General features: G+C 43.9%; 26 protein-coding genes. 16 read left to right on the forward strand and 10 right to left on the reverse strand.

Annotated elements, in window-relative coordinates; translation table 11 throughout:
- Positions 1–54 precede the first annotated feature (54 nt).
- The 3 genes from MKY16_RS03680 to MKY16_RS03690 all read right to left on the reverse strand — a co-directional run bounded on the left by MKY16_RS03680 (position 55) and on the right by MKY16_RS03690 (position 1,848).
- Positions 55–381 carry a DUF1330 domain-containing protein gene (locus MKY16_RS03680; protein ID WP_238437996.1) on the reverse strand — a complete coding sequence of 109 codons (327 nt, stop codon included), beginning with the start codon at positions 379–381 and terminating at the stop codon, positions 55–57.
- Positions 382–497: 116 nt separating this feature from the next.
- Entirely contained in the window at positions 498–848 is a 351-nt protein-coding gene (locus MKY16_RS03685; RefSeq protein ID WP_069012151.1) for a nuclear transport factor 2 family protein, read from the reverse strand.
- Positions 849–936: 88 nt separating this feature from the next.
- Complete coding sequence (locus tag MKY16_RS03690; RefSeq protein ID WP_340931298.1) at positions 937–1,848, reverse strand: helix-turn-helix transcriptional regulator; 912 nt, start codon at positions 1,846–1,848, stop codon at positions 937–939.
- Positions 1,849–2,210: 362 nt separating this feature from the next.
- Here MKY16_RS03690 and MKY16_RS03695 point away from each other — a divergent pair, with 362 nt between their 5' ends.
- Positions 2,211–2,777 (forward strand): NAD(P)H-dependent oxidoreductase, encoded by a 567-nt coding sequence (locus MKY16_RS03695; protein ID WP_340954151.1) that lies wholly within the window; start codon positions 2,211–2,213, stop codon positions 2,775–2,777.
- A gap of 143 nt (positions 2,778–2,920) precedes the next feature.
- On the opposite strand, the gene MKY16_RS03700 is transcribed toward MKY16_RS03695, so the two are convergent.
- The 3 genes from MKY16_RS03700 to MKY16_RS03710 all read right to left on the reverse strand — a co-directional run bounded on the left by MKY16_RS03700 (position 2,921) and on the right by MKY16_RS03710 (position 4,786).
- The gene (locus MKY16_RS03700; protein ID WP_340954153.1) at positions 2,921–3,250 is read right to left on the reverse strand and encodes a hypothetical protein; all 330 of its coding nucleotides are present in this window, start codon (positions 3,248–3,250) and stop codon (positions 2,921–2,923) included.
- A 180-nt stretch (positions 3,251–3,430) separates the two neighbouring features.
- A complete protein-coding gene (locus MKY16_RS03705) occupies positions 3,431–3,937 on the reverse strand; it encodes a hypothetical protein (protein ID WP_340954155.1) in 507 nt (168 codons plus the stop codon).
- A gap of 384 nt (positions 3,938–4,321) precedes the next feature.
- Positions 4,322–4,786 carry an AbrB/MazE/SpoVT family DNA-binding domain-containing protein gene (locus tag MKY16_RS03710; RefSeq protein WP_029515828.1) on the reverse strand — a complete coding sequence of 155 codons (465 nt, stop codon included), beginning with the start codon at positions 4,784–4,786 and terminating at the stop codon, positions 4,322–4,324.
- Positions 4,787–5,092: 306 nt separating this feature from the next.
- Here MKY16_RS03710 and MKY16_RS03715 point away from each other — a divergent pair, with 306 nt between their 5' ends.
- The 3 genes from MKY16_RS03715 to MKY16_RS03725 all read left to right on the forward strand — a co-directional run bounded on the left by MKY16_RS03715 (position 5,093) and on the right by MKY16_RS03725 (position 6,881).
- On the forward strand, positions 5,093–5,263 hold the full coding sequence (locus MKY16_RS03715) for a hypothetical protein (protein WP_340954158.1): 171 nt from the start codon (positions 5,093–5,095) through the stop codon (positions 5,261–5,263).
- 218 nt (positions 5,264–5,481) lie between these two features.
- On the forward strand, positions 5,482–5,853 hold the full coding sequence (locus tag MKY16_RS03720) for a MerR family transcriptional regulator (RefSeq protein WP_029515827.1): 372 nt from the start codon (positions 5,482–5,484) through the stop codon (positions 5,851–5,853).
- A 263-nt stretch (positions 5,854–6,116) separates the two neighbouring features.
- On the forward strand, positions 6,117–6,881 hold the full coding sequence (locus tag MKY16_RS03725) for a MerR family transcriptional regulator (RefSeq protein ID WP_340954160.1): 765 nt from the start codon (positions 6,117–6,119) through the stop codon (positions 6,879–6,881).
- A 96-nt stretch (positions 6,882–6,977) separates the two neighbouring features.
- Here the strand turns inward: MKY16_RS03725 and MKY16_RS03730 are convergent, their stop codons facing one another.
- Positions 6,978–7,454, reverse strand: coding sequence for a hypothetical protein (locus tag MKY16_RS03730; RefSeq protein WP_069012145.1), 477 nt, complete (start codon positions 7,452–7,454; stop codon positions 6,978–6,980).
- Between the two features lie 90 nt (positions 7,455–7,544).
- Positions 7,545–8,024 (reverse strand): GAF domain-containing protein, encoded by a 480-nt coding sequence (locus MKY16_RS03735; RefSeq protein WP_029515824.1) that lies wholly within the window; start codon positions 8,022–8,024, stop codon positions 7,545–7,547.
- Positions 8,025–8,296: 272 nt separating this feature from the next.
- Between MKY16_RS03735 and MKY16_RS03740 the strand changes: the two genes are divergently transcribed.
- From MKY16_RS03740 to MKY16_RS03775, 8 genes are all read left to right on the forward strand, one after another.
- Complete coding sequence (locus tag MKY16_RS03740; protein WP_322251867.1) at positions 8,297–8,602, forward strand: hypothetical protein; 306 nt, start codon at positions 8,297–8,299, stop codon at positions 8,600–8,602.
- A gap of 224 nt (positions 8,603–8,826) precedes the next feature.
- The gene (locus MKY16_RS03745; RefSeq protein ID WP_340954163.1) at positions 8,827–9,423 is read left to right on the forward strand and encodes a GNAT family N-acetyltransferase; all 597 of its coding nucleotides are present in this window, start codon (positions 8,827–8,829) and stop codon (positions 9,421–9,423) included.
- Positions 9,407–10,165 carry an energy-coupling factor transporter transmembrane component T family protein gene (locus MKY16_RS03750; protein ID WP_322251864.1) on the forward strand — a complete coding sequence of 253 codons (759 nt, stop codon included), beginning with the start codon at positions 9,407–9,409 and terminating at the stop codon, positions 10,163–10,165. Before MKY16_RS03745 ends, MKY16_RS03750 begins: the two co-directional genes overlap by 17 nt.
- A 156-nt stretch (positions 10,166–10,321) precedes the next feature.
- Positions 10,322–10,909: an ECF transporter S component gene (locus tag MKY16_RS03755; protein WP_029515820.1), complete on the forward strand. Its 588-nt coding sequence runs from the start codon at positions 10,322–10,324 to the stop codon at positions 10,907–10,909.
- A 60-nt stretch (positions 10,910–10,969) separates the two neighbouring features.
- Positions 10,970–12,529 (forward strand): ABC transporter ATP-binding protein, encoded by a 1,560-nt coding sequence (locus MKY16_RS03760; RefSeq protein ID WP_340957544.1) that lies wholly within the window; start codon positions 10,970–10,972, stop codon positions 12,527–12,529.
- A 172-nt stretch (positions 12,530–12,701) separates the two neighbouring features.
- Positions 12,702–14,216, forward strand: a complete 1,515-nt coding sequence (locus tag MKY16_RS03765) for an MDR family MFS transporter (protein ID WP_029515817.1) — start codon at positions 12,702–12,704, stop codon at positions 14,214–14,216.
- Between the two features lie 610 nt (positions 14,217–14,826).
- Complete coding sequence (locus MKY16_RS03770) at positions 14,827–16,326, forward strand: glycoside hydrolase family 68 protein (RefSeq protein WP_029515816.1); 1,500 nt, start codon at positions 14,827–14,829, stop codon at positions 16,324–16,326.
- Positions 16,327–16,437: 111 nt separating this feature from the next.
- On the forward strand, positions 16,438–18,030 hold the full coding sequence (locus MKY16_RS03775; protein WP_029515815.1) for a glycoside hydrolase family 32 protein: 1,593 nt from the start codon (positions 16,438–16,440) through the stop codon (positions 18,028–18,030).
- Positions 18,031–18,204: 174 nt separating this feature from the next.
- Here MKY16_RS03775 and MKY16_RS03780 read toward each other — a convergent pair whose 3' ends face one another.
- The gene (locus MKY16_RS03780; protein ID WP_013369372.1) at positions 18,205–18,669 is read right to left on the reverse strand and encodes a MarR family winged helix-turn-helix transcriptional regulator; all 465 of its coding nucleotides are present in this window, start codon (positions 18,667–18,669) and stop codon (positions 18,205–18,207) included.
- Positions 18,670–18,958: 289 nt separating this feature from the next.
- On the opposite strand from MKY16_RS03780, the gene MKY16_RS03785 reads away from it, so the two are divergent.
- From MKY16_RS03785 to MKY16_RS03800, 4 genes are all read left to right on the forward strand, one after another.
- Complete coding sequence (locus MKY16_RS03785) at positions 18,959–19,393, forward strand: hypothetical protein (RefSeq protein ID WP_029515814.1); 435 nt, start codon at positions 18,959–18,961, stop codon at positions 19,391–19,393.
- Between the two features lie 219 nt (positions 19,394–19,612).
- Entirely contained in the window at positions 19,613–19,798 is a 186-nt protein-coding gene (locus tag MKY16_RS03790) for a hypothetical protein (RefSeq protein ID WP_029515813.1), read from the forward strand.
- A gap of 18 nt (positions 19,799–19,816) precedes the next feature.
- Positions 19,817–20,116: a spore coat protein gene (locus tag MKY16_RS03795; protein ID WP_029515812.1), complete on the forward strand. Its 300-nt coding sequence runs from the start codon at positions 19,817–19,819 to the stop codon at positions 20,114–20,116.
- A 190-nt stretch (positions 20,117–20,306) separates the two neighbouring features.
- The gene (locus tag MKY16_RS03800) at positions 20,307–21,647 is read left to right on the forward strand and encodes an amino acid permease (RefSeq protein WP_029515811.1); all 1,341 of its coding nucleotides are present in this window, start codon (positions 20,307–20,309) and stop codon (positions 21,645–21,647) included.
- A 20-nt stretch (positions 21,648–21,667) separates the two neighbouring features.
- Here MKY16_RS03800 and MKY16_RS03805 read toward each other — a convergent pair whose 3' ends face one another.
- A complete protein-coding gene (locus tag MKY16_RS03805) occupies positions 21,668–22,300 on the reverse strand; it encodes a LysE family transporter (RefSeq protein WP_029515810.1) in 633 nt (210 codons plus the stop codon).
- Positions 22,301–22,504 lie beyond the last annotated feature (204 nt).

Below are 22,504 nucleotides of genomic sequence, written 5' to 3' on the forward strand. Positions count from 1 at the left end.
GGTTGAGAACTACCTCTAGGTATCTTCACTCCGAGTTCACTTGTTTTGCGAACCTTACACACTATCGACAATGATACCTCGGTACCGCCCTCCGCGCAGTCGATGCTTTAGGGCTTTTTGATAGGCTGGACTAAAGTACCAAGCTTGTGCTTCCTCAAAAGTGGGGAATTCCAGGATGGCCAACCCTTCAATATCGGGTCCTTCGAGGACCAGGTATGCGCCATACATTGCTAGGGGTTTGACGGAATGTCCCGCCAAACCTGCCGGTGCCAACTGAGAATAGAGTTGGAGTTCAGTTTGATCGGTACTCTGTTCACGTATAAAAACAACATAAGCGGACATATACGGTTTTCCCTTTCTTGTTTTTTCAGGATTTTGCAAAATTCGATTCCAGTCGCTCCGAAGTGCAAGATATAGACGAACTAAACCATCTCGATCTATATCTTGTTCATTGGAAGTCGCTTATGGGATTTTTACAAAATCCTCTTTTAATTACTTTATGGGAGTGTAATAATCAGTTCTTTAATTTTATTGTTGTTTACTAGAAATTGATGTTTAAGTAGGAGTGGGTCGGGAAGATTCGATTTATCAAAGTCTCCGTCTACTTTCGCAGTTACGACGACGGTATTATTTGTGTCATCCATATCCATGATCTCGAAGGTGACATTCGGCTCCAATATTTCTGCTTCACACCATGATTTTATGGCTTCCATACCTTTGATTTCGCGATGATTATCCAAGATCAACGCATCTTTATCGAAAGCGGAAGTAAATGTTTCAAGCCGGGATTTGTTCGCTGATGTAAAGTAAGTTTCTACTGCTGGTGGCATGGGTCTATGTGGATTCATTGATTCTTCAACCTCCTATGGTGAGTATGTTGTGAGCGATAACTTCAAACTCATCATAGCAGTGATAATATGACTACATGGTGTCATATTATAGAGGATCATTTAAATTTCTTTTCATCGTTTCTAAATGAGACAATATTCTTGTACGTACTTGTTCGGGGCTAACCTTTATAAGGAGGGGACCAAAGGACAGCAGATAACTGTCCAGCCAATTGCCTACGGGAAATTGTGCCGTGACGGTATAAGAGCCGTCTTCCTTCTGAGTAATTGTTTTCTCGGCAAATTCATCGTATACGCGGTAAGCACCTTGAGCAGAAATGTGAAGAGTTACTTCAATGGTATCAAGCAAATTGTTCATTTTTGTATCTGTAGATGCTACGACCGTTCTTGGCTCATAACTAATTTCGGAAACTGTAATCTCTTTCATTCGGCTAATCTTAAATACACGATGACTTTCGGTATTTAAACAGTAACCTTCCACATACCAGGATTTATCTTTAAACAATAGCTTGGCAGGTTCGACGCTACGATAACTCTGTTCCCCGGCGACGTTATAATAGCGGAACTTTATAACATGGTTTGTAATTATTGCGTTGCGAATGAGTGTAAATAGCTGTCTTTGACTGTTTTGGCTTCCCCATGGCGAAAAATCTACCTCGATCCAGTTACCCATGTCTTTTTTAAAAAGCCTACTCAATTTGTTCAGCACTTCTTCTACCTGTGGGATGGTAGCGGTGGCCACACTCTGAAGGGCCATTAAGATATCATCTTGTTCCTGCTCGGACAGTAAAGAGGTGTTAAAGACATAACCCTCCATCAATGATATTCCGCCACCCTTGCCTCTACTGCTGTAGATGGGAATCCCAGCTGCGCTTAAGACATCTATGTCCCGATAAATGGTTCGTGTGGAAACCTCAAAATGTTCTGCCAATTCATCAGCAGTCACTTTTTTCTTATGGAGTAACATATAAATAATTTCAAAATGTCTGCTTAGTGGCATACGCTTCACCTCTCTAGGAGCATACACCTAATAACATGGCATTATAAAGTCATATTAAGTGATTGTTTGACACCACACCCTAATGGACATCAACTGGGGGACCAATCTTTTATATAAAGTTGAACAAAAAGCACTTGCAAAGTAAAAAGGAATAAACTATACTGAGACCAATCATTAGTGATTGATCAATCACTAACTAAATTAACAAGCAATGGAGGTGCTATTCATGAGCAGGATACCGCTCAAGGTTACTCAAACGTATCTTTATCGGAACTATGGATTGAGCATATTCAGTTAGTTGAAGGTGTGCAAAATTTAGTAATTGATCAATCACTTACTTTGAAGTAAATGGAGGAAAACCAATGAAACATCTTATTATTTACGCACATCCATCTGAGGGAAGTTTTAATCATGCGATTTTGAACACAGCAGTCGAGGGGCTAAAGCAAAAAGGACATGATGTGGTTGTTCGTGATCTATATGCAATCAATTTTCAACCTGTGGTTAGCAGTAGCGAGGTCATTGGAGACATTGGAGAAGATGTTGTACGGGAGCAGGAGTATTTGCAATGGTCAGAGGTAATCACCTTTATTTATCCTATTTGGTGGACGGGGATGCCAGCTATTATGAAGGGATATATTGACCGCGTATTCTCCTACGGATTTGCTTATAAATATGTAAATGGAGTGCAGATGGGACTGCTCAAGGGAAAGAAGGCTATTATTCTCAATACGCAGGGAAAATCACGTGCGGAATATGCCAGCATTGGTATGGATCAAGCACTTCGCTTGACGTCCGACAAAGGCATATTTGAATATTGTGGACTTGATGTCATGTATCATCTATTTTTTGAGTCGGTACCCCAATCTGATGAAGATACGCGTAAAGAGTGGCTTAACCAGATTGCAGACATGGCTAGCAGATCCTAATATTTATGTTCAGAGCCAGTGGCTAACCCAAAAGGCAACGCGTGCATTTGCAGGCGACGCCTTTTGGTTGGTCCAACATTGAATGTGTTCCAATCGACAACTCGCTTATGACAAGTGGCAATTGCTACAATAAGGGTTGAATATTAGTTTTTCCGATTTTTCCGATTGGCGCTACGAGATCCACTGGAAGGCCACTGTGATCCACTACCTTGACCATGTTGAGGCCACCACTGTGGTCCGCCGCTCTGACCGCCGCCTTGACCATGAGGATACCAATGCGATCCACCGCCTTGGCTCCCACCCTGACCACCGCTTTGTCCTGGAACAGAAGGCATGCTTGGATAAGGGCCTTGAGCCTGACTGATTTGAGTAACATCAATATAAGACTGTGTGCCATTAGGATATAGCACTAACATAGATTTGTTAGCGGGATCTACGCTTTTTACAAAAGCAACGATCTGTTGACCGTTCACAGTAAATATTCCCCATAAATTAACAAAATTGCTCACTTCAGTAGTGGTCGCGAAATGTGGTTGTTACGGCCCCATCGAACGATGAGAAGAATGTTTTGACAAGGCATCATATGTGCAAACGTACTCGTTGGAATGGGCAATGTTGCTACAAATCGAGATAATGCATCTTAGAGAATTTAGTTAATCAATTGAAACAATTTGCCATGCGCCATCTTTATCTTTTTCAAAGTAGAAGGTATATCGTATATCGGATGAATATCCTTCTTCATTATTCAGCCGTTCCCCTACAACGGGTATCAATGTCCGATTATTTTCTTTTATAGCTCCAGCAATACCAGTAAACTTCACCGGATGATCGAAGAGGTAATCGTGACCTGTTCCAACGTCTGGACCGAGCGTAGCATGGAATTGTTCCAAATCTTTTGACACGAAGGCAGCTATTGCTGCTTTGAGTTTTGTTATCATGGCATCTTCAATTAGAGGATCTTTAACATCATTCCATTTGATCTCGTCTAAGCTTTGCAGGGCGGCTGGTTGATCTGTTCCTTCTTTGACTACCGTTTCTGAGGTTTTTGGTACTGTTTCATTGGTAGATGTATCTGTTGTTTCCTGCTTTCCACAACCAGCAAACACACTTACACTTACGGAAAGTATAAGAATAGAAATAATTTGAGTAGGTTTGTTCATATTAGGTTCACACATCCTTTCTCTTTCTATAAAACGAATATTATTTTTTATGAGGAGAAGATGTAATGAAATGACGAAAAGCCGACGAAAAGGAAAAGTATAGGATGTTTTACTACAGAAAAATGAATAAATAAATGAAATGACCTTCTCTAATTAAAGAAGGTCATTTTTTAATTCAGGAACCAATATTAAATGTAGCACTGCCTTTTGCTATAGGCGTTCTCGCTTGTAAGTCATTCAGTGGGTCTTTATACCTGGTTTGGAATTTTCGCATGGACGTTTTTGCATTTTGTCGGTTAGCTATGATGCTGCGTATCACGGTTCAAAAGTAGCTGTACATGATGAAATCACTGGTGTATATCTATGTAGGGTATCAAGCTGTGGTTATAGCATTTTTTTGAGCTGGGATATACGGGCTTGGGAAACCTCAAGTATTTTGGCATATTCGTGCTGTGCTGCATTGGGGTGTTTTTGCATTAATTCTTTTAGACTTTCGATCATCTGTTGTGTCGAGCGCCGCAGACGTTTGGACTCTTTATTAGATCGTTGTGAGTTGGATAAAGCTGATTTGGCTGGTCTTAGGACTGGGCTGAAATTTACCCCCTTCTTTAAACTCTCAATACATTCCCCGCAAATAAAGCTGTCTCTAAAATAAGTTAATTGTTCTGTTGAACCACACATTTTACACGTCACCCCAGTATATTTTCGAAAGGCGAGAATACCGGTTTCCTCATCTGCAAAAATCTCAACAGGATCACCCACATTATAATCCATGGAAATTCGCATTTCTTTGGGAATAACGATACGACCTAACGCATCTAGGGGACGTGTCATACCTGTACTTTTCAAATGATAACCTCCTTTTTTTATATCCTTATAATACTAAATAGTTATGATAAAAAAGAATAGGCTTAGAGAAGCAATCGCATATTTTTAGTAAACTGTTGAAAAGTATACAAGTAATTACCAAAATATGTTTATTTATTAAGAGGAAGGTGTGAGGAGATTATAAAGAATTTTCGATATATATTCATAAAGTATATTCTAGTTGGCAATGGAATTTTTAGTGATACGGGATAAGGAGCTGTGAATTACATATGAGAATACTTCAGTTTTGGAAGAAGAATAAGCAAGCTGTGGTGGTAATCGATTCCCATGCTGTATGAGGCACAAATGCCCACGTTCTATTTTCTGTCTGGACTGACGGGCAATAAGAAGGTTGCCTCGCTACTGCAAAAGCATATTCTTGAGAATATCGAATCCGATCCGATTGATGCCTTTGATATTTTCGAGAATTTGTACCGTTGCTCGCCGGATATTCCATGAGACATGCCGATTTTCTCAAAGCAATTGCCCGCAGTGAAGGCCTAGAAGACCGTTCCCCCTTGCTGGATGGAGCTATAGGGACTACCGATGAGAATGGCAAGCAAGAGTACCACAGACGAATATAGGAATCTTAATTTTGCACTCTTTACTATGAAAACTTATACTTATCGTTAAAGCTGACTTGAAGAGAAAATAAAAGAATGAGGAGGGGAATAACCATGTACTCCATTAAAGAAGTTCAAATCAAGAGCGGATTGCCCGCATCTACCCTTCGTTATTATGAAAAAGAAGGCATATTACCTGATGTCGGTCGGGATGAAGGGGGAAGAAGGGTATATACCGAAAAACAAATCGATTGGATCAGGTTCCTTATGGCTATGAAAGATACAGGGATGACCATTGAAGAAATTAAGGCATACCTTGAGCTAAATGTAAAAGGAGAAGCCACAATCCAAGAGAGAAGAGATTTCCTTGTAGCCCACAAAAAGAAGGTGGAAGAACATGTGGCACAAACGCAGCACAATTTGGAGAAAATTATTCAAAAGATAGCTTTTTATGATCGTGTGGTTATGGGAAAAAGCCTCTCTTAGGTATCGTTTGATCTGTAAATAGTGGTTAAGTCAAATCGAATATATGGAGCCCCCGGCATATTTGAAAATACGCGTTGGTGGGCTTTTTTGCATAGTTATCTAAAGATGCCGATTGTAGGTCGCAAGTATGAAAAATGGTTGGTAAATGAGCGGTTCACAATGCGCTTATAGGGTAAAAGTGTAGTACCAAGGTGGGCAAGTGGGGACGTTGACTCTCACGCCACGTGAGACTGTAGACTGTCAAGCAAGGGAGGTGAAGCGGAATGGCTTATACGGTGAAGGAAGTATCTAATCTGTCGGGAATCAGCGTACGAACCTTGCATTATTATGATGAAATAGGATTGCTGAAACCGCATCATATTGGAAATAATGGATATCGCTATTACGAACAGGAACAACTGTTGAGGCTTCAGCAAATCATGGTATATAGGGAACTGGATTTGCCTTTATCTGAAATTGGAAATGTTCTGGAGCAAACCGAGGAACAAAAGGCCGAGGTTTTGCAAGAGCATCGAGCCAAGGTCGAGGCCAAAGTCTTCCGCTTGCATACTCTCCTACAAACCATCGACGAAACGGTGGCTCATTTGAAAGGGGAACAAGCAATGAAACCAGAGCAAATGTACCAAGGGTTTAACCCGGAAAAGCAGGAAATGTATGAACATGATTTGACAGACCGTTATGGTCAAGAGGCTCAGAAAACAATTCAGGAGAGCAAGACGGCGACGGAGAACTGGAGCAAAGAGGATTATTTGGATTCGCAGGCAGAGGCTGACCAGATTCATCGACGGCTGGCTGAAGCCATGAATAAAGGATTGAAGCATAACAGTGAAGAAGTACAGGCGCTGATCCGCCGTCATCTTCAATGGGTAAGCCGATTTTATACTCCTACCGCAGAAATTTATAGCGGGCTGGGAGATTTGTATGTCGAGCATGAGGATTTCAATAAAATGTATGAAGGCTATCGCCCCGGGCTGGCTGAGTATTTGCGAGACGGAATGAAGGTGCTGGCCGAACGGGAATTAAACTAGCAACAGCTGATGAAAGGGCTTAAATGATATGAAAAAGACGTGAACAACAAGCCGATTTGACGGCCTGCTGTTCACCCTTTTTTTGTGTAAAACAGCTTACATGCTGCTTGGTACTGTTCTCATGCCTTGCTGACTGCTGTTTCCGAACTGCTGCATGTTACCACTGCCTGCAAAATGCTGTCCAGTCGTTCCCATATGCTGCGGAAAGCTGTGATTCATGTGGCTTCCTGCACTAAAGGTGGATGGTTGCATACTACGGGAAGCATAGTTATCGCCAAATCCAGGCTGAGTCATTTGGCTGCTCGAGCGGATAGTGTTTTCCAGCTGACTACACAGTTGAATAACTTGTTGGTATTGTTGCATAGCTTTTTGGTGGTCCTGGATTGCGGTTTGGATCATTTGAGCTGCATTACGTTCACGTTGCATCAGGTTTTCAAGGCTGGATGCATTTTGTTGCTCTTGTTGCAGCAACTGCTGATACATGGCGGTTCCTTGCTGTGTTTGTTGTGCCAATTGCTGAATAATTTGTTCACATTGATGAAGTTGTTGTTGTGGAGCCATGTTGTTGAACATTGATCATCAATCTCCTTCGCCGGATAGTTTTGGGTTTCAGACCCTCCTATATTGTGGCGAAGGAAGACGATATATATGCGCTATTTTTGGTTATAGGCTGGCTAACAGAATAGCCGTAAATTCCTCTAGGAATACACGATCTTCGTGATCAAAACGACCTTTAAGTGGGCTGTCAATGTCCAGCACTCCTATCAGCTCCCCATTCTTGACAAGGGGAATAACGATTTCACTATTGGAAGCAGCGTCACAGGCAATATGTCCTGGAAACGCATGTACATCATCTATAACAAGCGTTCGTTGTTCTGCTGCTGCGGTACCGCATACGCCACGTCCCAACGGAATCCGTATACATGCAGGTAAGCCCTGGAAAGGACCAAGTACAAGCTCAGTGCCATCATAAAGATAGAAACCGCTCCAGTTAATATTTGGAAGGAAGTGACCGAGTAATGCTGAAGCATTTGCCAGATTAGCAATGGTATTGGATTCATCATGAATCAGTGCCCGGAGTTGCCCGAGAACGGATTCGAATTGTTCATGACGTGTGCCTTCGTAAGGTATAGTTTGAAACATGTAGAGTTCACGCTCCTAACATTAAATTTTCACATGAAGTGCTGTATAAATTGCCAAAAATAGGTAATTATGCAATTCGCTTTTACCATTGGTTAATTAATTTAAGATATAACGATTGTGTATATTCAGTCAAGTGGAAAACTATACGTTTTAGCGGGGTAAACAATATCGAGAGTAATTCAGCAAGGGTTGCCCTCATCTGTTTCCAGCTTATCCTCTATGGGTAAAAACAGTGTAACATGGTTGGCTTAGGCCAGAGAGGAGTTACAATTATGCATGCAGATGTTCAGAACTTGTTTATCCGTATACAGATGCTTTCTTATGCACATCAGAACGATCTCACGATAAGAGATATTCAACCTGTGTTGGAAGAGCGCGGTTACCGTGTAGGAGAACGTGAGGTCAAGCAGGAGCTTGAAAACCTGACGCAGGAAAACTTTCTGACACCGCATGATGATATGTACAGCATTACCGGTGCAGGGATCGATGAATTACAGGAAATTCAGTCGATGCTGGACGTACTGTACAAGGATGTTGTGAAGAAAACGACACGCACCACTACCCGTGTCTCTTCTTAAAAGGCTTAGATGCTCAATACTTTTGATTCGGAAGACAAGCTCTCAAACGGTTTAATCTCTTATAAAATAGAAGATGCCCTTCTAATTCCTAATCCTAGGAACAGAAGGGCATCTTCTATATATATAAGTTTCTCAGCTTTAAATAAGGTTGTGTTTGTTGAAGGTGTATGCTTAAATGTAGCGTATATTTATTGTCATTTTAAATGCTGGAAGGATGATTGAACATGTGTGCATATGCATGTAAGGGGCATATACCATCGCTGGAAAGTCCGCGTCTTCGGCTGCGAAGAATGGAAAGCGGAGATGCGGCTACGATGTTCGCTTGCTGGTCTGACCCGGAGGTTCACCGTTATATGAACCTTTCTGGTATGTCAGGGCGTGAGGATGCAGAGGATATGATTGAGCTGTTGAATGAGCTGGCGAAGACGGAGGATGCGCTGCGCTGGGGAATAGAGCTGAAGGAGAACGGGAAGTTGATTGGAAGCTGTGGTTTTAATTATTGGCAGACAGAGGGAGCTTATAAAGCTGAGATTGGTTATGAGATAGCCAAGCCTTATTGGCGACAGGGTTACATGACCGAGGCGCTACGCTTGGTGCTGTCATTCGGGTATAACACGATTCGGTTGAATCGGATCGAAGCGCTGGTGGACCCGCGCAATACAGGCTCGCAAGCTCTGCTGTCCTCGATGGGCTGGACACAGGAAGGACTGTTGCGGCAGGTACAGCATACATCTACAGGCTTTAAGGATATGCTGATGTATTCTTTACTGCATGAAGAATGGCTCAGACTGGAGGCACAACGAAATGCTGTTTCAGTATAACGGCGGTTTATCACCACTGCACAGGCTAGGGCCGTTAAGTAAGCTAATATGGGTGGGATGCTTTAGCCTCCTGTCGATGGTTTGGGATTCGACGCTGCGGGAAGCAGTTCTCTTGGCTGTACTGATTGCTGTGGCTAGCTTGGGCGCACGTTTGACCTTAGCACGCCAACTTCGGGCTATGTCATTCCTGATTGGGTTAGGCATCCCGTATTTTATACTGTCTATCCTAGCGATTCGAGAAGGACATCCCGTGGCTTCATGGGGACCCATTGTCATTACAGCAGAGGGACTGGATATCGCAGGGGCGTTAACGTTGCGGATTTTTGTGTTGTTTTTGGCATCTTATATCTATCTCTCGACGACCGATCCCCGAGATTTTGTGCAGGCATTGAATCTGCGCTTGCGTGTTCCTTATCGGTTTGCGTTCGGTATTTCAGTGGCACTAACGTTTCTCCCCTTATTGGAAGAAGAAGGGCGAACCATTATGGCAGCACGGCGTGTTCGTGGACAGGAACCACCACGGGGGTGGGGCAATCGGTTATCATGGTGGAGCGGGTATGCGGCTGCCGTGTTGGTGAATGCTGTAAGACGGGTTCAGCAGACGGCGCTGGCTATGGAGGGCAAAGGTTTCGGCGCTTATGCAGAACGGACCTATCTTCGCACACTGAAGAATGGGCGTTTAGGCAACTTATGTGCTGTGACTGCTGTAGTAGCTACGGCTGTTTTAGGGTGGAGCTTATAAAGTGAAGCCTCTTATTTTTGTTCTTATTGTCAACCTTTTGAATATAATTAGGTTGACAATAAGGCTGCAGATGAATACATTTATACAGTAGCAGCTTGTATAAGGATCAGAGCTGCAATCTTATAGATTAGATAGGGAGAGGAGTCAAGAATACATATGAAGGAATCTCGTATGTTTGCAAAGTTTACAACGCTGGATATCGTACTCATGGCGATGCTGGCCACGTTGAACGGCGTCATGACCGTGTATTTGTCGCTCATTAACAAAACATTAAACAGTCTGGGAGGGCCTATCGCAACTTCCACTATTGTCGGTCTGTACATGATATACGGTTTGTTGGCCTATTATATTATTCGTAAGCCGGGTACGGCGGTTATTGCTTATGCTTTTGGTGCGGTAGTGCAGTCTTTTATGGGCTCTGCCTATGGAATTGCTTCTATTATTGCGGCGGCTGTCTGCTATATGATTGCGGCTGAGTTGGTATTTGCCTTGTTGCGGTATCGGCGCTGGAACGCAGTTTCGCTGATGCTAGTGGGTGGGGCTATGGTTCCGCTGTGGTTTATTGTGGCAGCCAATATGTTTGGCTATATGCATTGGGGGTGGAAGGTGCTGACGATTGCACTGGTCGTTCGTATCCTGAGCGGCATTGTCCTGTGTGGTCTGCTGACGAAAGTGCTGGGCGATGCCTTAAATCGTACGGGACTGTTAAAACGGTTTGAACTAGGACGCGCTTCACGTGCATAGCCGTGGGTGGCTATGCATGTGGTTATATCTTCAACAATGGGGATCGAGGATATTTCAGTTATGAATGAACATAGCGATTATAATTCGAACAGTAAAATAGCCGTATCCTTGAAGAATTTTGGCTATCGGTATGATGATCAGGTGGAGCCAGCGTTACATGGCCTGACACTGGACATTGCGGTGGGCGAGCATGTAGCCATTGTCGGAGCCAGCGGAAGTGGAAAGTCTACGCTATGCCAGCTGCTTCATGGCGGGTTATCCCGTTCTGGCGAGGGCGAACGAACGGGTGAGTTGACCGTGTACGGGATGGACCCCGATACCGCTGATTTGGCTACTGTCGCCACCACTGTCGGCGTCGTGCTTCAGGACCCGGATGCCCAGCTGGTGCAGGGAATCGTCGAAGACGAGATTGCTTTTGGGCCGGAGAACCTGCGCGTGCCTCCGGCAGAAATAGCGCAGCGCATTGCCGCTGCGCTGGAGGCCGTCGGCCTAGCTCCCGAGCGCGACTCCTTCGTGCGGCGCCTCTCGGGAGGCCAGCGCCAACGCACCGCGATTGCTGCGGTACTGGCGTTGGAAGCGCCGCTGGTCGTGTTCGACGACGCAGCTGCGCAGTTAGACCCGCCGGCTGTCTGCGACTTCGTCCTGTTATGTCGGCGGCTCCATGCCGAAGGCCGGACGGTAGTTACCGCGTCCGGCCGCATAGACGATGGCGCACGGGCAGCGCAGCGCATCATCGTCCTGAAGGGCGGGACCGTGCAGCTGCAGGGTCCGCCCGAAACGCTGCTGCGCGAACATGGTGCGCAGCTGGCCGCCTTGGGGCTGCTCCCCTCTCCGGCAGGGAGGGAAGACATGCCGCGTGAGCCGTGGGTGAATCCCGGCTCAGCAGCGGACCGCGCTGGGCAGCCGTTGTTGGAGGTGAAAGGATTGCCCTTCACCTACCCCGGCAGCCAGCGCCCGGCGCTCAAGGGCGTGAGTCTTGCCCTTGCGCCTGGCGAACGAGCCGTGCTGTTGGGCGAGAACGGCTCGGGTAAAACCACGCTCGGCAAGCTGCTCATGGGCCTACTCCCTGCACCGAAGGGGTGCATGTGGTGGGAGGGGCAGGATATGGCGAAGCTGCCCATTCACCAGCTGGCTACCGAAATCGGCTATGTGTTCCAGCAGCCAGAGCATCAGTTTGCAGCTGCAACGGTGTGGGAAGAGTGCTTGTACAGCGTTCGCGCCAAGCTTGGTTTACGGACCGGGGAGCCAGTTCCCGCCGCATATGTGGAACGGGCGCATCACTTGCTGGCTGCCGCCAGGCTGGAGCACAGACTGGATGCCTCCCCGTATCTGCTAAGTGGAGGCGAGAAAAGGCTCTTGAGCGTTGCAGCACAGTTTATCTTGCCCAAAAAGCTCTACATTCTGGATGAGCCTACCGCAGGAACGGATTACGAAGGGGCGAATATTCTGCTCCGTATGTGCACAGAGCAGTCTACCGAAGGCGCGGCATTCCTGATCATCACCCACGATATACAGGTAGCTGAACGCTTTGCCAGCCATGTTCTTCGTATGGAAGAGGGGTATCTCTATAAAACGGAAAATAGCTGGAATGATCATACGATTACAGTTGACAAAAATTAAGGATATGTAGACAATAATATATATACATCGTACAAAACAGGCGGCCTATATAGGCCGCCTGTTTACGATTATACAGTGCGGGTAATCATCCATCTGAGAGGGAAAACTGCACAGATACAACACAGTTTTTATAAGGAAAGGATTTGTGATTTGCTTGGGAGACGATAAACCTATGAAGCGCGGACTCGTGCTGACAGGTGTTCTATTGGCCACTTTTTTGGCCGCAATTGAAGGAACGGTTATCGGTCCAGCGGGACCGACGATTGTTAGTGAACTGGGCAGCGTGAATTTGCTCAGCTGGATTTTTACGGCATATTTACTGACGATGGCTGTGACCACACCTATTTTCGGAAAGCTTAGCGATTTGTTTGGCCGAAAACCCATTTTTTTAATCGGCTGTTCGTTGTTTGTACTTGGCTCTTTACTTTGTATGATAGCTGGTACTATGGAGCAGCTTATTATCTACCGGGCCATTCAGGGGATTGGTGCGGGTGGTGTCATTCCCGTTACCTTTACCATCATCGGTGATATATACAAAATGGAGGAACGTGGCAAAGTCCAAGGCATGATCAGCTCAGTATGGGGAATTTCTTCCCTGATCGGGCCACTCTTGGGCGGTTATGTGGTCACCTATTTTGGTTGGGAGTGGATTTTCGGCTTTAACGTTCCCTTTGGATTGCTGGCTATGTTCTTCATCGCCCGTTACTTGCATGAACAGGTAAGCAAGCGTACCGCACGTATCGACGTACCCGGAGCGGTTACCTTTACCATCGGGATGACGGCTCTCTTGCTCGTATTGGCACTGGGCGGACAGTATATCGGTTGGGCTTCTCCTGAATTGCTGGCCTTGGCTGCCGTAGCCATTTTGTTCCTGATTCTGTTTTTGGTTATCGAAAAACGCGCTCAGGAACCGATGGTGCCACTAAAGTTATTTCGGATACGGGATATCGCTTTTTCCTGTGCCGCAGCCCTGTTAGTCAGCACCCTGCTGATCGGATTGACTAGCTATCTTCCACTATGGATTCAAGGTGTATACGGTGGGGATGCCGCTTCATCTGGTCTCGCATTGGCTCCAATGTCCATAGGCTGGCTATTTGGCTCTATGATCGGAGGACGCATTTTGCTGACGCTGGGCTCGCGTCGAACCTCATTGATTGGACTGACCCTGATTGTATTGGGAGCCTTCGTCATGACCTTGATGGGCCAAACGGCTCCAATCTGGCTGCTCTTCCTGTCTACATTGTTGTATGGACTGGGATTCGGTTTCTCGATAACTGTGTTTACGATTATTGCCCAGTCCTCGGTCGGGTTCCAGTTGCGTGGCGCGTCTACAGCTTTGAATACATTCCTGCGCACGTTGGGGCAAACGATCGGGGTTGCTGCCTTCGGTTCATGGCTGAATTATCGCATTGCTGCCCAGACAGCAGAAGGACAGCTTACACAGCAAGGGGTTACGCAGGAGGATATTAACGGTCTGCTTGCACCTCATGCTTCACAGAGTCTAAGTGACAAGGTTGCCGGATTGCTTCGTTCTGTACTGGAAAACAGTCTGCATTCCCTGTTCGTTATCATGGTCGTTATTGCAGTGATTAGCTGGTTTGTCGTGCTCGGACTGCGGAACCGTCCGCCGGGTACGGAAGAAGAGGCAGATCAGCGCGTAAAGACACCACAAAGAGAACACGCATAAAAAATAATATAAATCTTTCATTATAAAAGAGATAGCCCGGACCTTTGAATAAAAGTCCGGGCTATCTCTTTATTCAAAGGTCTCTCCTCCTAATGATTCAACAAAAAAACACCTCGCATAGGACCAATAAATTTCCCAGCATACAAAAAGGAAATAAAAATCCCCTTGAGACTGCGATATATTCATATGATATAGGTAACAAAATAGTAAAAAAGTCTTAAGAAATTGTAACAAAAAATTTGTTTCTGGATGGAGCTGTAGGGTACTAAGGAACTATTTTTTTGAACCCGCTTACAAATTGGGCTTTGTATGATTTATTTTAGAATGATTTTGCATGTGAATGAAGCAACCAAGCTAGCAATATGAAACACGGAAAAAAATCAAGCAGCAAATTTTTCTGAATGTAATAAGAATGAAAAAAAAGGGATTTTCAGAAAATTACTAGGAAAATATGAGGATGAAATTCATAGAGTAACCTGTTTTCTTATCTCACATAATAGGGCTTTTCAGTCTATATCAATCGTTTGACATACCATATAAAATGGCCCTACCAACCAAAAAGTTGGTTTTCAAATCTAGAAGCATAATTAGATTAAGGGAGATGGAGTACTTGAAGTTTAACAAATGGTTCAGTAAAGCAGCCACTGCAACAGTAGCAACTACCTTGCTGTTAGGAGGCGGCGTTCAGGCTTTTGCCGAGGAAAATGATGCATCTGATCTCAAAACAGACAATGCATTTACACAAATTACGCGTAATGACATGCTGAATATTTTCAAACAGCAAGGCAAAGAGAAATATGAGGTTCCGTCCTTCGATGCGTCTACAATTAAGAATATTCCTTCTGCTATTGGTCGCGACAGCTCAGGCAAGCTGACTGATTTTGATGTCTGGGACTCTTGGCCGTTACAAAATGCCGATGGCACAGTAGCCAATTACAAAGGGTATAATATCGTTTTTGGGTTGGCAGGCGATCCTAAAAGAGCAGAGGATACATTTATATATCTGTTCTATCAAAAAGCGGGTAATACCTCGCTGAGCGGCTGGAAAAATGCCGGAAGAGTATTTAAAGACAATGATAAATTACTTGCCAACGATCCGATTCTAAAAAATCAGTCAGAAGAATGGTCCGGTTCTGCTACGTTAACCTCTGATGGACAAGTACGTTTATTTTATACCAGCAGACAGCCCTTTGAGCCAAGTAACCAACTATACGGCAAACAAACCTTGAGCACGGCTCAAATTAATGTCTCTCAGCCTGATGACAAGACACTGAAAGTAGATGGAGTCGAGGATTTGAAATCGATCTATGACGGTGGAGATGGGAAAACCTATCAAAATGTACAGCAAAGCGTCGGAATAGATATGGACAACCATACGTTTAGAGACCCTCACTATGTCGAGGATCAAGGCCACAAATATATTATATTTGAAGCCAACACAGGAACAGAAACCGGCTACCAAGGCGAAGATTCGCTTCAAAACCCAGCTTATTATGGCGGCAATAAGAAATTCTTCACGGAAGAGCAACAAAATTTGTTGCAAAGTCCCAAGAAAAAGGGAGCTGAGCTGGCTAACGGCGCACTGGGCATCGTTGAATTGAATGATGATTATACGTTGAAAAATGTAATGCCTCCTTTGATTGCTTCCAATTTGGTAACAGATGAAATTGAACGGGCAAATGTGTTCAAAATGAACGGTTTGTGGTATTTATTTACGAGTACGAGAGGTTCCAAGGTGACTGTAGATGCGATCGGTGACGATGATATTTACATGCTGGGTTATGTTTCTACTTCCTTGACAGGGCCTTATAAACCCTTGAATGGAACCGGTCTCGTTCTTCATCAGGATCTGGATCGTGATGATATTACCTGGACGTATGCCCATTTTGCTATCCCGCAAGGCAAAGGCAATAACGTAGTCGTTTCGAGTTATATGACCAATCGCGGGCTTTTCCCGGATCACAAATCTACTTTCGCACCAAGCTTCCTGCTGAATATTAAAGGCTCGAAAACCTCTGTTGTGAAAAACGGTATTTTGGAGCAAGGGCAAATCACGATTGATCCAACGAATGACAAAAAAGAATCTCCAAATGAGTATGGAAAGAAATAAGTAGGTATATGTAATGCAGTATGTCCGAAGGCGGTAGATTGGTAGCAACCCGATCTGTCGTCCATCGGGCGGTACATAACGATGCAATGAGAGGTAAGGAGGATCGTCATAATGAAAAAAAAAACTCCCAAGAGCATTTGGATACGATCCGTTGTAATCATCACAGGCTTAACTATATTCATAGCTATGGGTTGGAGTATGTACCAACAGGATACAGCCGAACCCCCAAAATCTGCTGCAACTCCAAAAAGTCAAGCTAAACAAAGTAAGCATACAACACCGACCTATCGGTCAGCCTATCATTTTACCGTTCCGGATAAGTGGAAGAATGACCCCCAACGGCCCATTTATTTCGATGGAAAATATCATTATTACTATTTATACAATCGTGACTATCCCAAAAAGAACGGTACAGAATGGCGACATGCCACATCAACCGACCTGGTTCATTGGAAAGATGAAGGGGTGGCGATTCCCAAATATACGAACCGGAATGGAGATCCTTGGTCCGGTTCGGTCGTGATCGATGATAAGAATACCGCAGGTTTTGGAAAAGGGACGCTGGTAGCCATTGTGACACAGCCCTCCGCAGATGGCGGAAAGCAGGAACAATTTTTGTGGTACAGTAAGGATAACGGCAAGACGTTTACTTCTTACCGCAACAAGCCTGTGATGTCCAATCCCGGTACAAAGGACTTCAGAGATCCCAAAATCATCCGAGATACTGGGCGTAATCAATGGATGATGGTCATGGCAGAGGGAACGAAGATTGGCTTTTATAAGTCTAAAAATTTAAAGGATTGGCAATTTACGAGTGGCTTTCAAACGGAAAATATCGGGCTTGTGGAATGTCCTGACCTTTACCAGATGCGTGCAGATGATGGAACCTATCAATGGGTTTTGGGCGCGAGCGCCAATAGCAAACCAACAGGCGGACCCAACACGTATGCCTACTGGACGGGAGATTTTAATGGAGAAGCATTTCTCCCTGATCACAGTGAACCTGAGTGGCTGGATTATGGGTTTGACTGGTATGGTGCAGTTACGTTCGAGGAAGGAAAAGACAAAGATAAATACAGTCACCGTTATGCTCTGGCCTGGATGAATAATTGGGATTATGCCAATAACACGCCTACCCTAAAGGAAGGCTTTAATGGAATGGATTCGATTGTTCGTCAAATTCGGTTGAAGCATACAGCAGATGCTGGGTATCGCTTGGTTTCACAGCCAGTAAAAACTTTGGAACGATTCCAAACTTCTACGAAATCATTTGGACAGATCAAAGTAGACGGTGTTTACTCGCTTCCGGTAGCAGGCGATACCTATCAGTTAGAGGCGGATGTATCTTGGTCAACGATCAAAAATGCGGGACTGAGGCTTCGAGAGTCAGCAGATGGCAAGCGCCATGTGGATGTCGGTGTTTCGGTGGATGGGCAATACTCCTACGTAAATAGAGCCAATACCGGACATCCGGATCAGAGTGGGAAATATGTAGAGAGCAAGGCGCCTTTTGATGCTAATAAGAAAAAGGTCCACCTAAACATTCTCGTCGATAAAACCAGCATTGAAGTGTTTGTAGATGATGGAGAAGTAGCTTATTCCTCCTTAATATTTCCACGATTAGAGGATCAGAAAATTACTCTTTTTTCCGATGGCGGTCCGGCTATGTTTAACAATGTAGTGGTCAAACATTTTAGTCGATAGCAGATACTTATGCTGCTCGTAAGCTTGGGCATATTTCGCTCTATTCAGGTATATAAAAAGTCCACCCATGAATATAAGGGTGGACTTTTCTAGTATAAATCTAATCTACGTTTAGCACAGCTAAAGATTGTTCATTTCTTCACAAATGTTTATTTGCTAAAATTACTATACATTCTATTTGTGATAAGGTGACAGGTTATCAGCGCTACGACCCAATTTTTTAAGCAAGCCGATGAGTTGATCTCTTTCTGTTTCACTGATTCCGCTAAAGGCACGTTCAATCTGACGTGTATAATCAGGATAAATTTCGTCCATGACACGTTGTCCCTCGTCCGTCAATTCTGCATATATAATCCGACGATCTTGGTCGCACGGGTGACGGTGCAAATAACCGCGACTTTCCAGCTTGTCAATAACATAAGTGACATTTCCGCTTTGCAGAAGCAGCTTTGCTCCAATTTGTTGGATTGGCTGCGCGCCCTTGTGATATAAAACTTCCATCACGGCAAAGGCCGTTGGGTTGAAGCCCACCGTTTTGATGCCAGCAACCGCATGTTCGTTTACACTTTTGAATGACTTGGCAAACACGCTATACAAATGCATAGATTGCTGTGTCACCAATGTTCGGTAATCTATCATCTTCATTCCGCCTTTATGTATGGATTTGGGCATCCTTTGACCGCTCGGCTCGGATGACCGGGCAACCATACCCTTGTTACTAGCATAAAGGGATTTACATAGCGAAAACATGCGATTTGTCACAGTAGCTGCTTTTTTAACTATTTAATTTCAAAGCATTAAAGTAAATTTTTGAAAAATAAAGGATTTGAATGTAAAAATACTGTTCTGGTTGGTTATATTAAAAAAGAACATACCTAACCTAATGAACAAATTAACAAAATAAGCTAATTTAGAGGAGATGAAACACATGGATACGGGTTCTTTCCGTTTTCAATTTCGTGATCCGCAGCAAGCTGCTCAAGCCTGTGAAACATTAAAGGAAATTGGATACTCTGCCAGCACGAACGGTGACACAGGTCTCAATGTACATATTGAGAACCAAGATGTACTGTCTGCATTGGAAATTTGCCAAGCCTATGAAGGAAGCATGATTGAGGTAGGGACTCTTTTCTCTAAACCGGATGAATATCCCGGTTTGCAAGGAAATATAGGTGTACATAATCCAGGTTATAGCCCGGAAGACTGGATTATCCCAGCACATACGATCAACGAAGACTGGAGCGAAGCTTATAAAAATGGCTCCTCTCAAACGTACACTAATACGACGGAGGAGCACAACGTCAGCTCTGATCCTCAACCCGAGGACGATGTGGATGGATTTTCTGGAAGCATCCATACCTAATTTTATCCTAAAAATCATGATTAGAAATTTGAGTCTTCACTGTCCAGCACATTTTAAGGAAAAGTTCCTATAAGACCATGGATTATTGTGGCTTTGAAGGAGCTTTTTTTTGTGTGAGAAAAACTCAGTTAGAGCTTTTGCCAGAACTGAAACTCTGCAGGATTTGCATAAATAGCAGCGATAGCAGGGAATAACAATTTCAGAAAGGAGGTCTTGACCATGCAAAAATTAGGAGTTCACGAAAAATTGGAATTACATGAGCTGCTTACATTTAAAACAACTTGTCTCACAAAAGCCCAAACCATGATTCCTTTAGTGTCAGACACAAACTTAAAAAACATTTTGCAGCAGGATGTCAACGGTGGTACACAAGATATTCAACAGCTTAGAAATCTACTTGTGTAATTTTAAAGGAGGATTAACGTGAATTCTTTTATTGAGAATATGACTGGAACGAGTCCCATGAACGATCAGGTGATTGCTTCTGATTTATTAATTTCAGCTAAAAGCGGAATTAAGAACTATGCTCTTGCGCTGACAGAGTCAACCAGTTCGGAAGTTCGCAATGTTCTTTGTGACCAATTGAGCAAAGCGGTTAATCTTCATGAACAAATCTTTAATTACATGAAGAACAACGGTTACTATAACGCTTATGATCCGGAGCAGCAAATACAAATGGATATTCAAAATGCCGATAAGGCCCTTTCTTTATCTAAAGTTTGATCGTTTGAGTTTCACTTAACCCCTCGGACAATTTTATACATTTACAAAGCACCAGTAAACCTTAACGGGGTCCTGGTGCTTCTTTATTCATAAATAAAGCCAAGTCATGCTTCACATGAAATATGGTGAAATAGGCAATCTTAAAATAGAGAACTCGGTCTCAAATTCAGGAATAGGGTGATTCTCTTTTATGGGTAAGTCTTCGGATCGTATGCAAAAAGAAAAAAAACTAAAATGGTGGCAACTAAGCTTGTTAGGAGTTGCAGGTACCATCGGTACAGGATATTTCCTCGGGTCCGGCTTAGCGATTTCCATCGGTGGCCCAGCCGTACTCATTGCATACTTTTTGGCAGCGGTGGGAACGTATGTGGTGTTTGACGCTCTTTCGCGCATGACGGCAGATCATCCAGAACAGGGCTCTTTCCGTTCCTATGCCCAAAAAGCATTTGGTAATTGGGCAGGCTTCGGTAGTGGCTGGGTGTATTGGTTCTCAGAATTGCTTATCAATGGGAGCCAACTAACGGCGCTATCTATATTTTCACGCTTCTGGTTTCCTCAGGTACCGATGTGGATTTTTGCGGCAGGCTTCGGGATTTTAGGACTTGTGATTGTTTTTTTTGGTAACAAGGGTTTTGATCGAGTTGAAAATGTATTGGCTATTATTAAAATGGCAGCTATTGTTATGTTTCTGGTCTTGGCCGTTGCTCTTTTGGCAGGCTGGATCGGAGGAGGAAAATATAATCCAAAGTTCCCCATCAGTTACAAAGACTTTTTTCCTACCGGCGGTATGGGATTATGGTCATCTTTTATTTTTGCCTTTTATGCATACGGAGGTATTGAAGTGCTCGGAATAATGTCTAATCGGCTTCAAAAACCGGAGGATGCACCTAAAGCAGGAAAAGTAATGTTGATGACGCTCGTTGTAGTATATGTGCTTTCGATTGGTCTGGCTGTGTCTATGGTACCCTTAAGTGCCTTTAACCCGAAAGAAAGTCCATTTGTGCTTGCGCTGAGCAGCGATCATCTGGTTTTTGTACCTCATTTATTTAATGGAGTGCTTATTATTGCAGGGTTCTCAACAATGACAGCCTCCCTATATGCAGAGACATCTATGATGATTACACTTGCACAGGAGGGAGATGCGCCCACATTGTTTTCACGGAAGTGGAAGGGCAAATATCCTCTGTATGCACTTAGTTTGATCTCCGTTGGATTAATCTCAGCCATCGTAATGTCGTTGCTGCTGCCGGGAAAAGTGTATGAATATATTACAACAGCTGCAGGGTTAATGCTGTTGTATAACTGGTGCTTTATTTTGCTGTCTTCAGGTAAGTTACTGAAATCGAGCACATCTAGCAACATTAAACGCTGGGTTGGATTATTGTTGATAGCTATGGCTGTGGTCGGATCCTTTTTTCATAAGCTTAGCCGTCCTGGGGTTTACATCAGCTTACTTCTGGTCTTGTTCATTGCAATATGTGACCTCATTGTACAATGGGTTCGCCGAAAGCACGCCAAGGAATCTCGTTAACTTTGTCAGGGAGTTAATCGTCAGTGTAAAAAAAGTAATTGAAATGCCTGTACACCAAAATAAAAACCAAAACCGATAAGAGATAATCCAGACATCCAAGAGATGGTTTTAAGTAATCCGGTTTTTAGAAACCTCCGGAAAATACTTGAAGCGGCTGCCATGGTTACGTCCCAGAGTAACACACCTAATACAATCGCTCCGCTAAAGATCATTAGCTGTTGTACTGGATATGTATTAGCGACGTTGGCCAGTATGGACCCGTAAATGCCAAGCCAGAAAAGGATGGAGAGAGGATTAAATAATGACATCAGGAAGCCTGCCAAAAATGAATTGGTTAAGGTATTGCCATTTCCCCTTAATTCAGATTCTGAAATCACACCTGCATTTTTGATGCTTTCAACACCTGTATACACAAGTACGAAAAAACCAAATAACCATAAAAAAGCTTTAACAAACGGGGCATTGAGAAGGTGGATCATTCCCAAATAGACAAGCAGCATATAGATTATATCTGCGGTTATTGCCCCAAGCCCGATAAACCAAGCATGCCAAAATCCATTCTTAATACCTCGATCCAACTGTGCAGCATTAATCGGCCCAATGGGGGCCGAAAGTGACAGACCGAGAAAAATATAACTGATAAATGTATTAATGGTGTTTTCCTCCTTGATTTTTTATGGGCTGTTATGTACTTGTCTGCTTTAGTTTATTCGGACAAACCCATGGGTAAGACCAATTTTTTGCGTATTTTGTAGGTGTAATCTCGCTATGACCAAACACTCAATAAATCAAATCCCAATAGGAGCTCTAATTCTTCGACAAAAGGATTAGAGCTTTTTGAATGCAGAGTATTAAAA

This window comes from Paenibacillus sp. FSL L8-0641, from assembly GCF_038006265.1.
GTDB lineage: Bacteria > Bacillota > Bacilli > Paenibacillales > Paenibacillaceae > Paenibacillus > Paenibacillus polymyxa_D.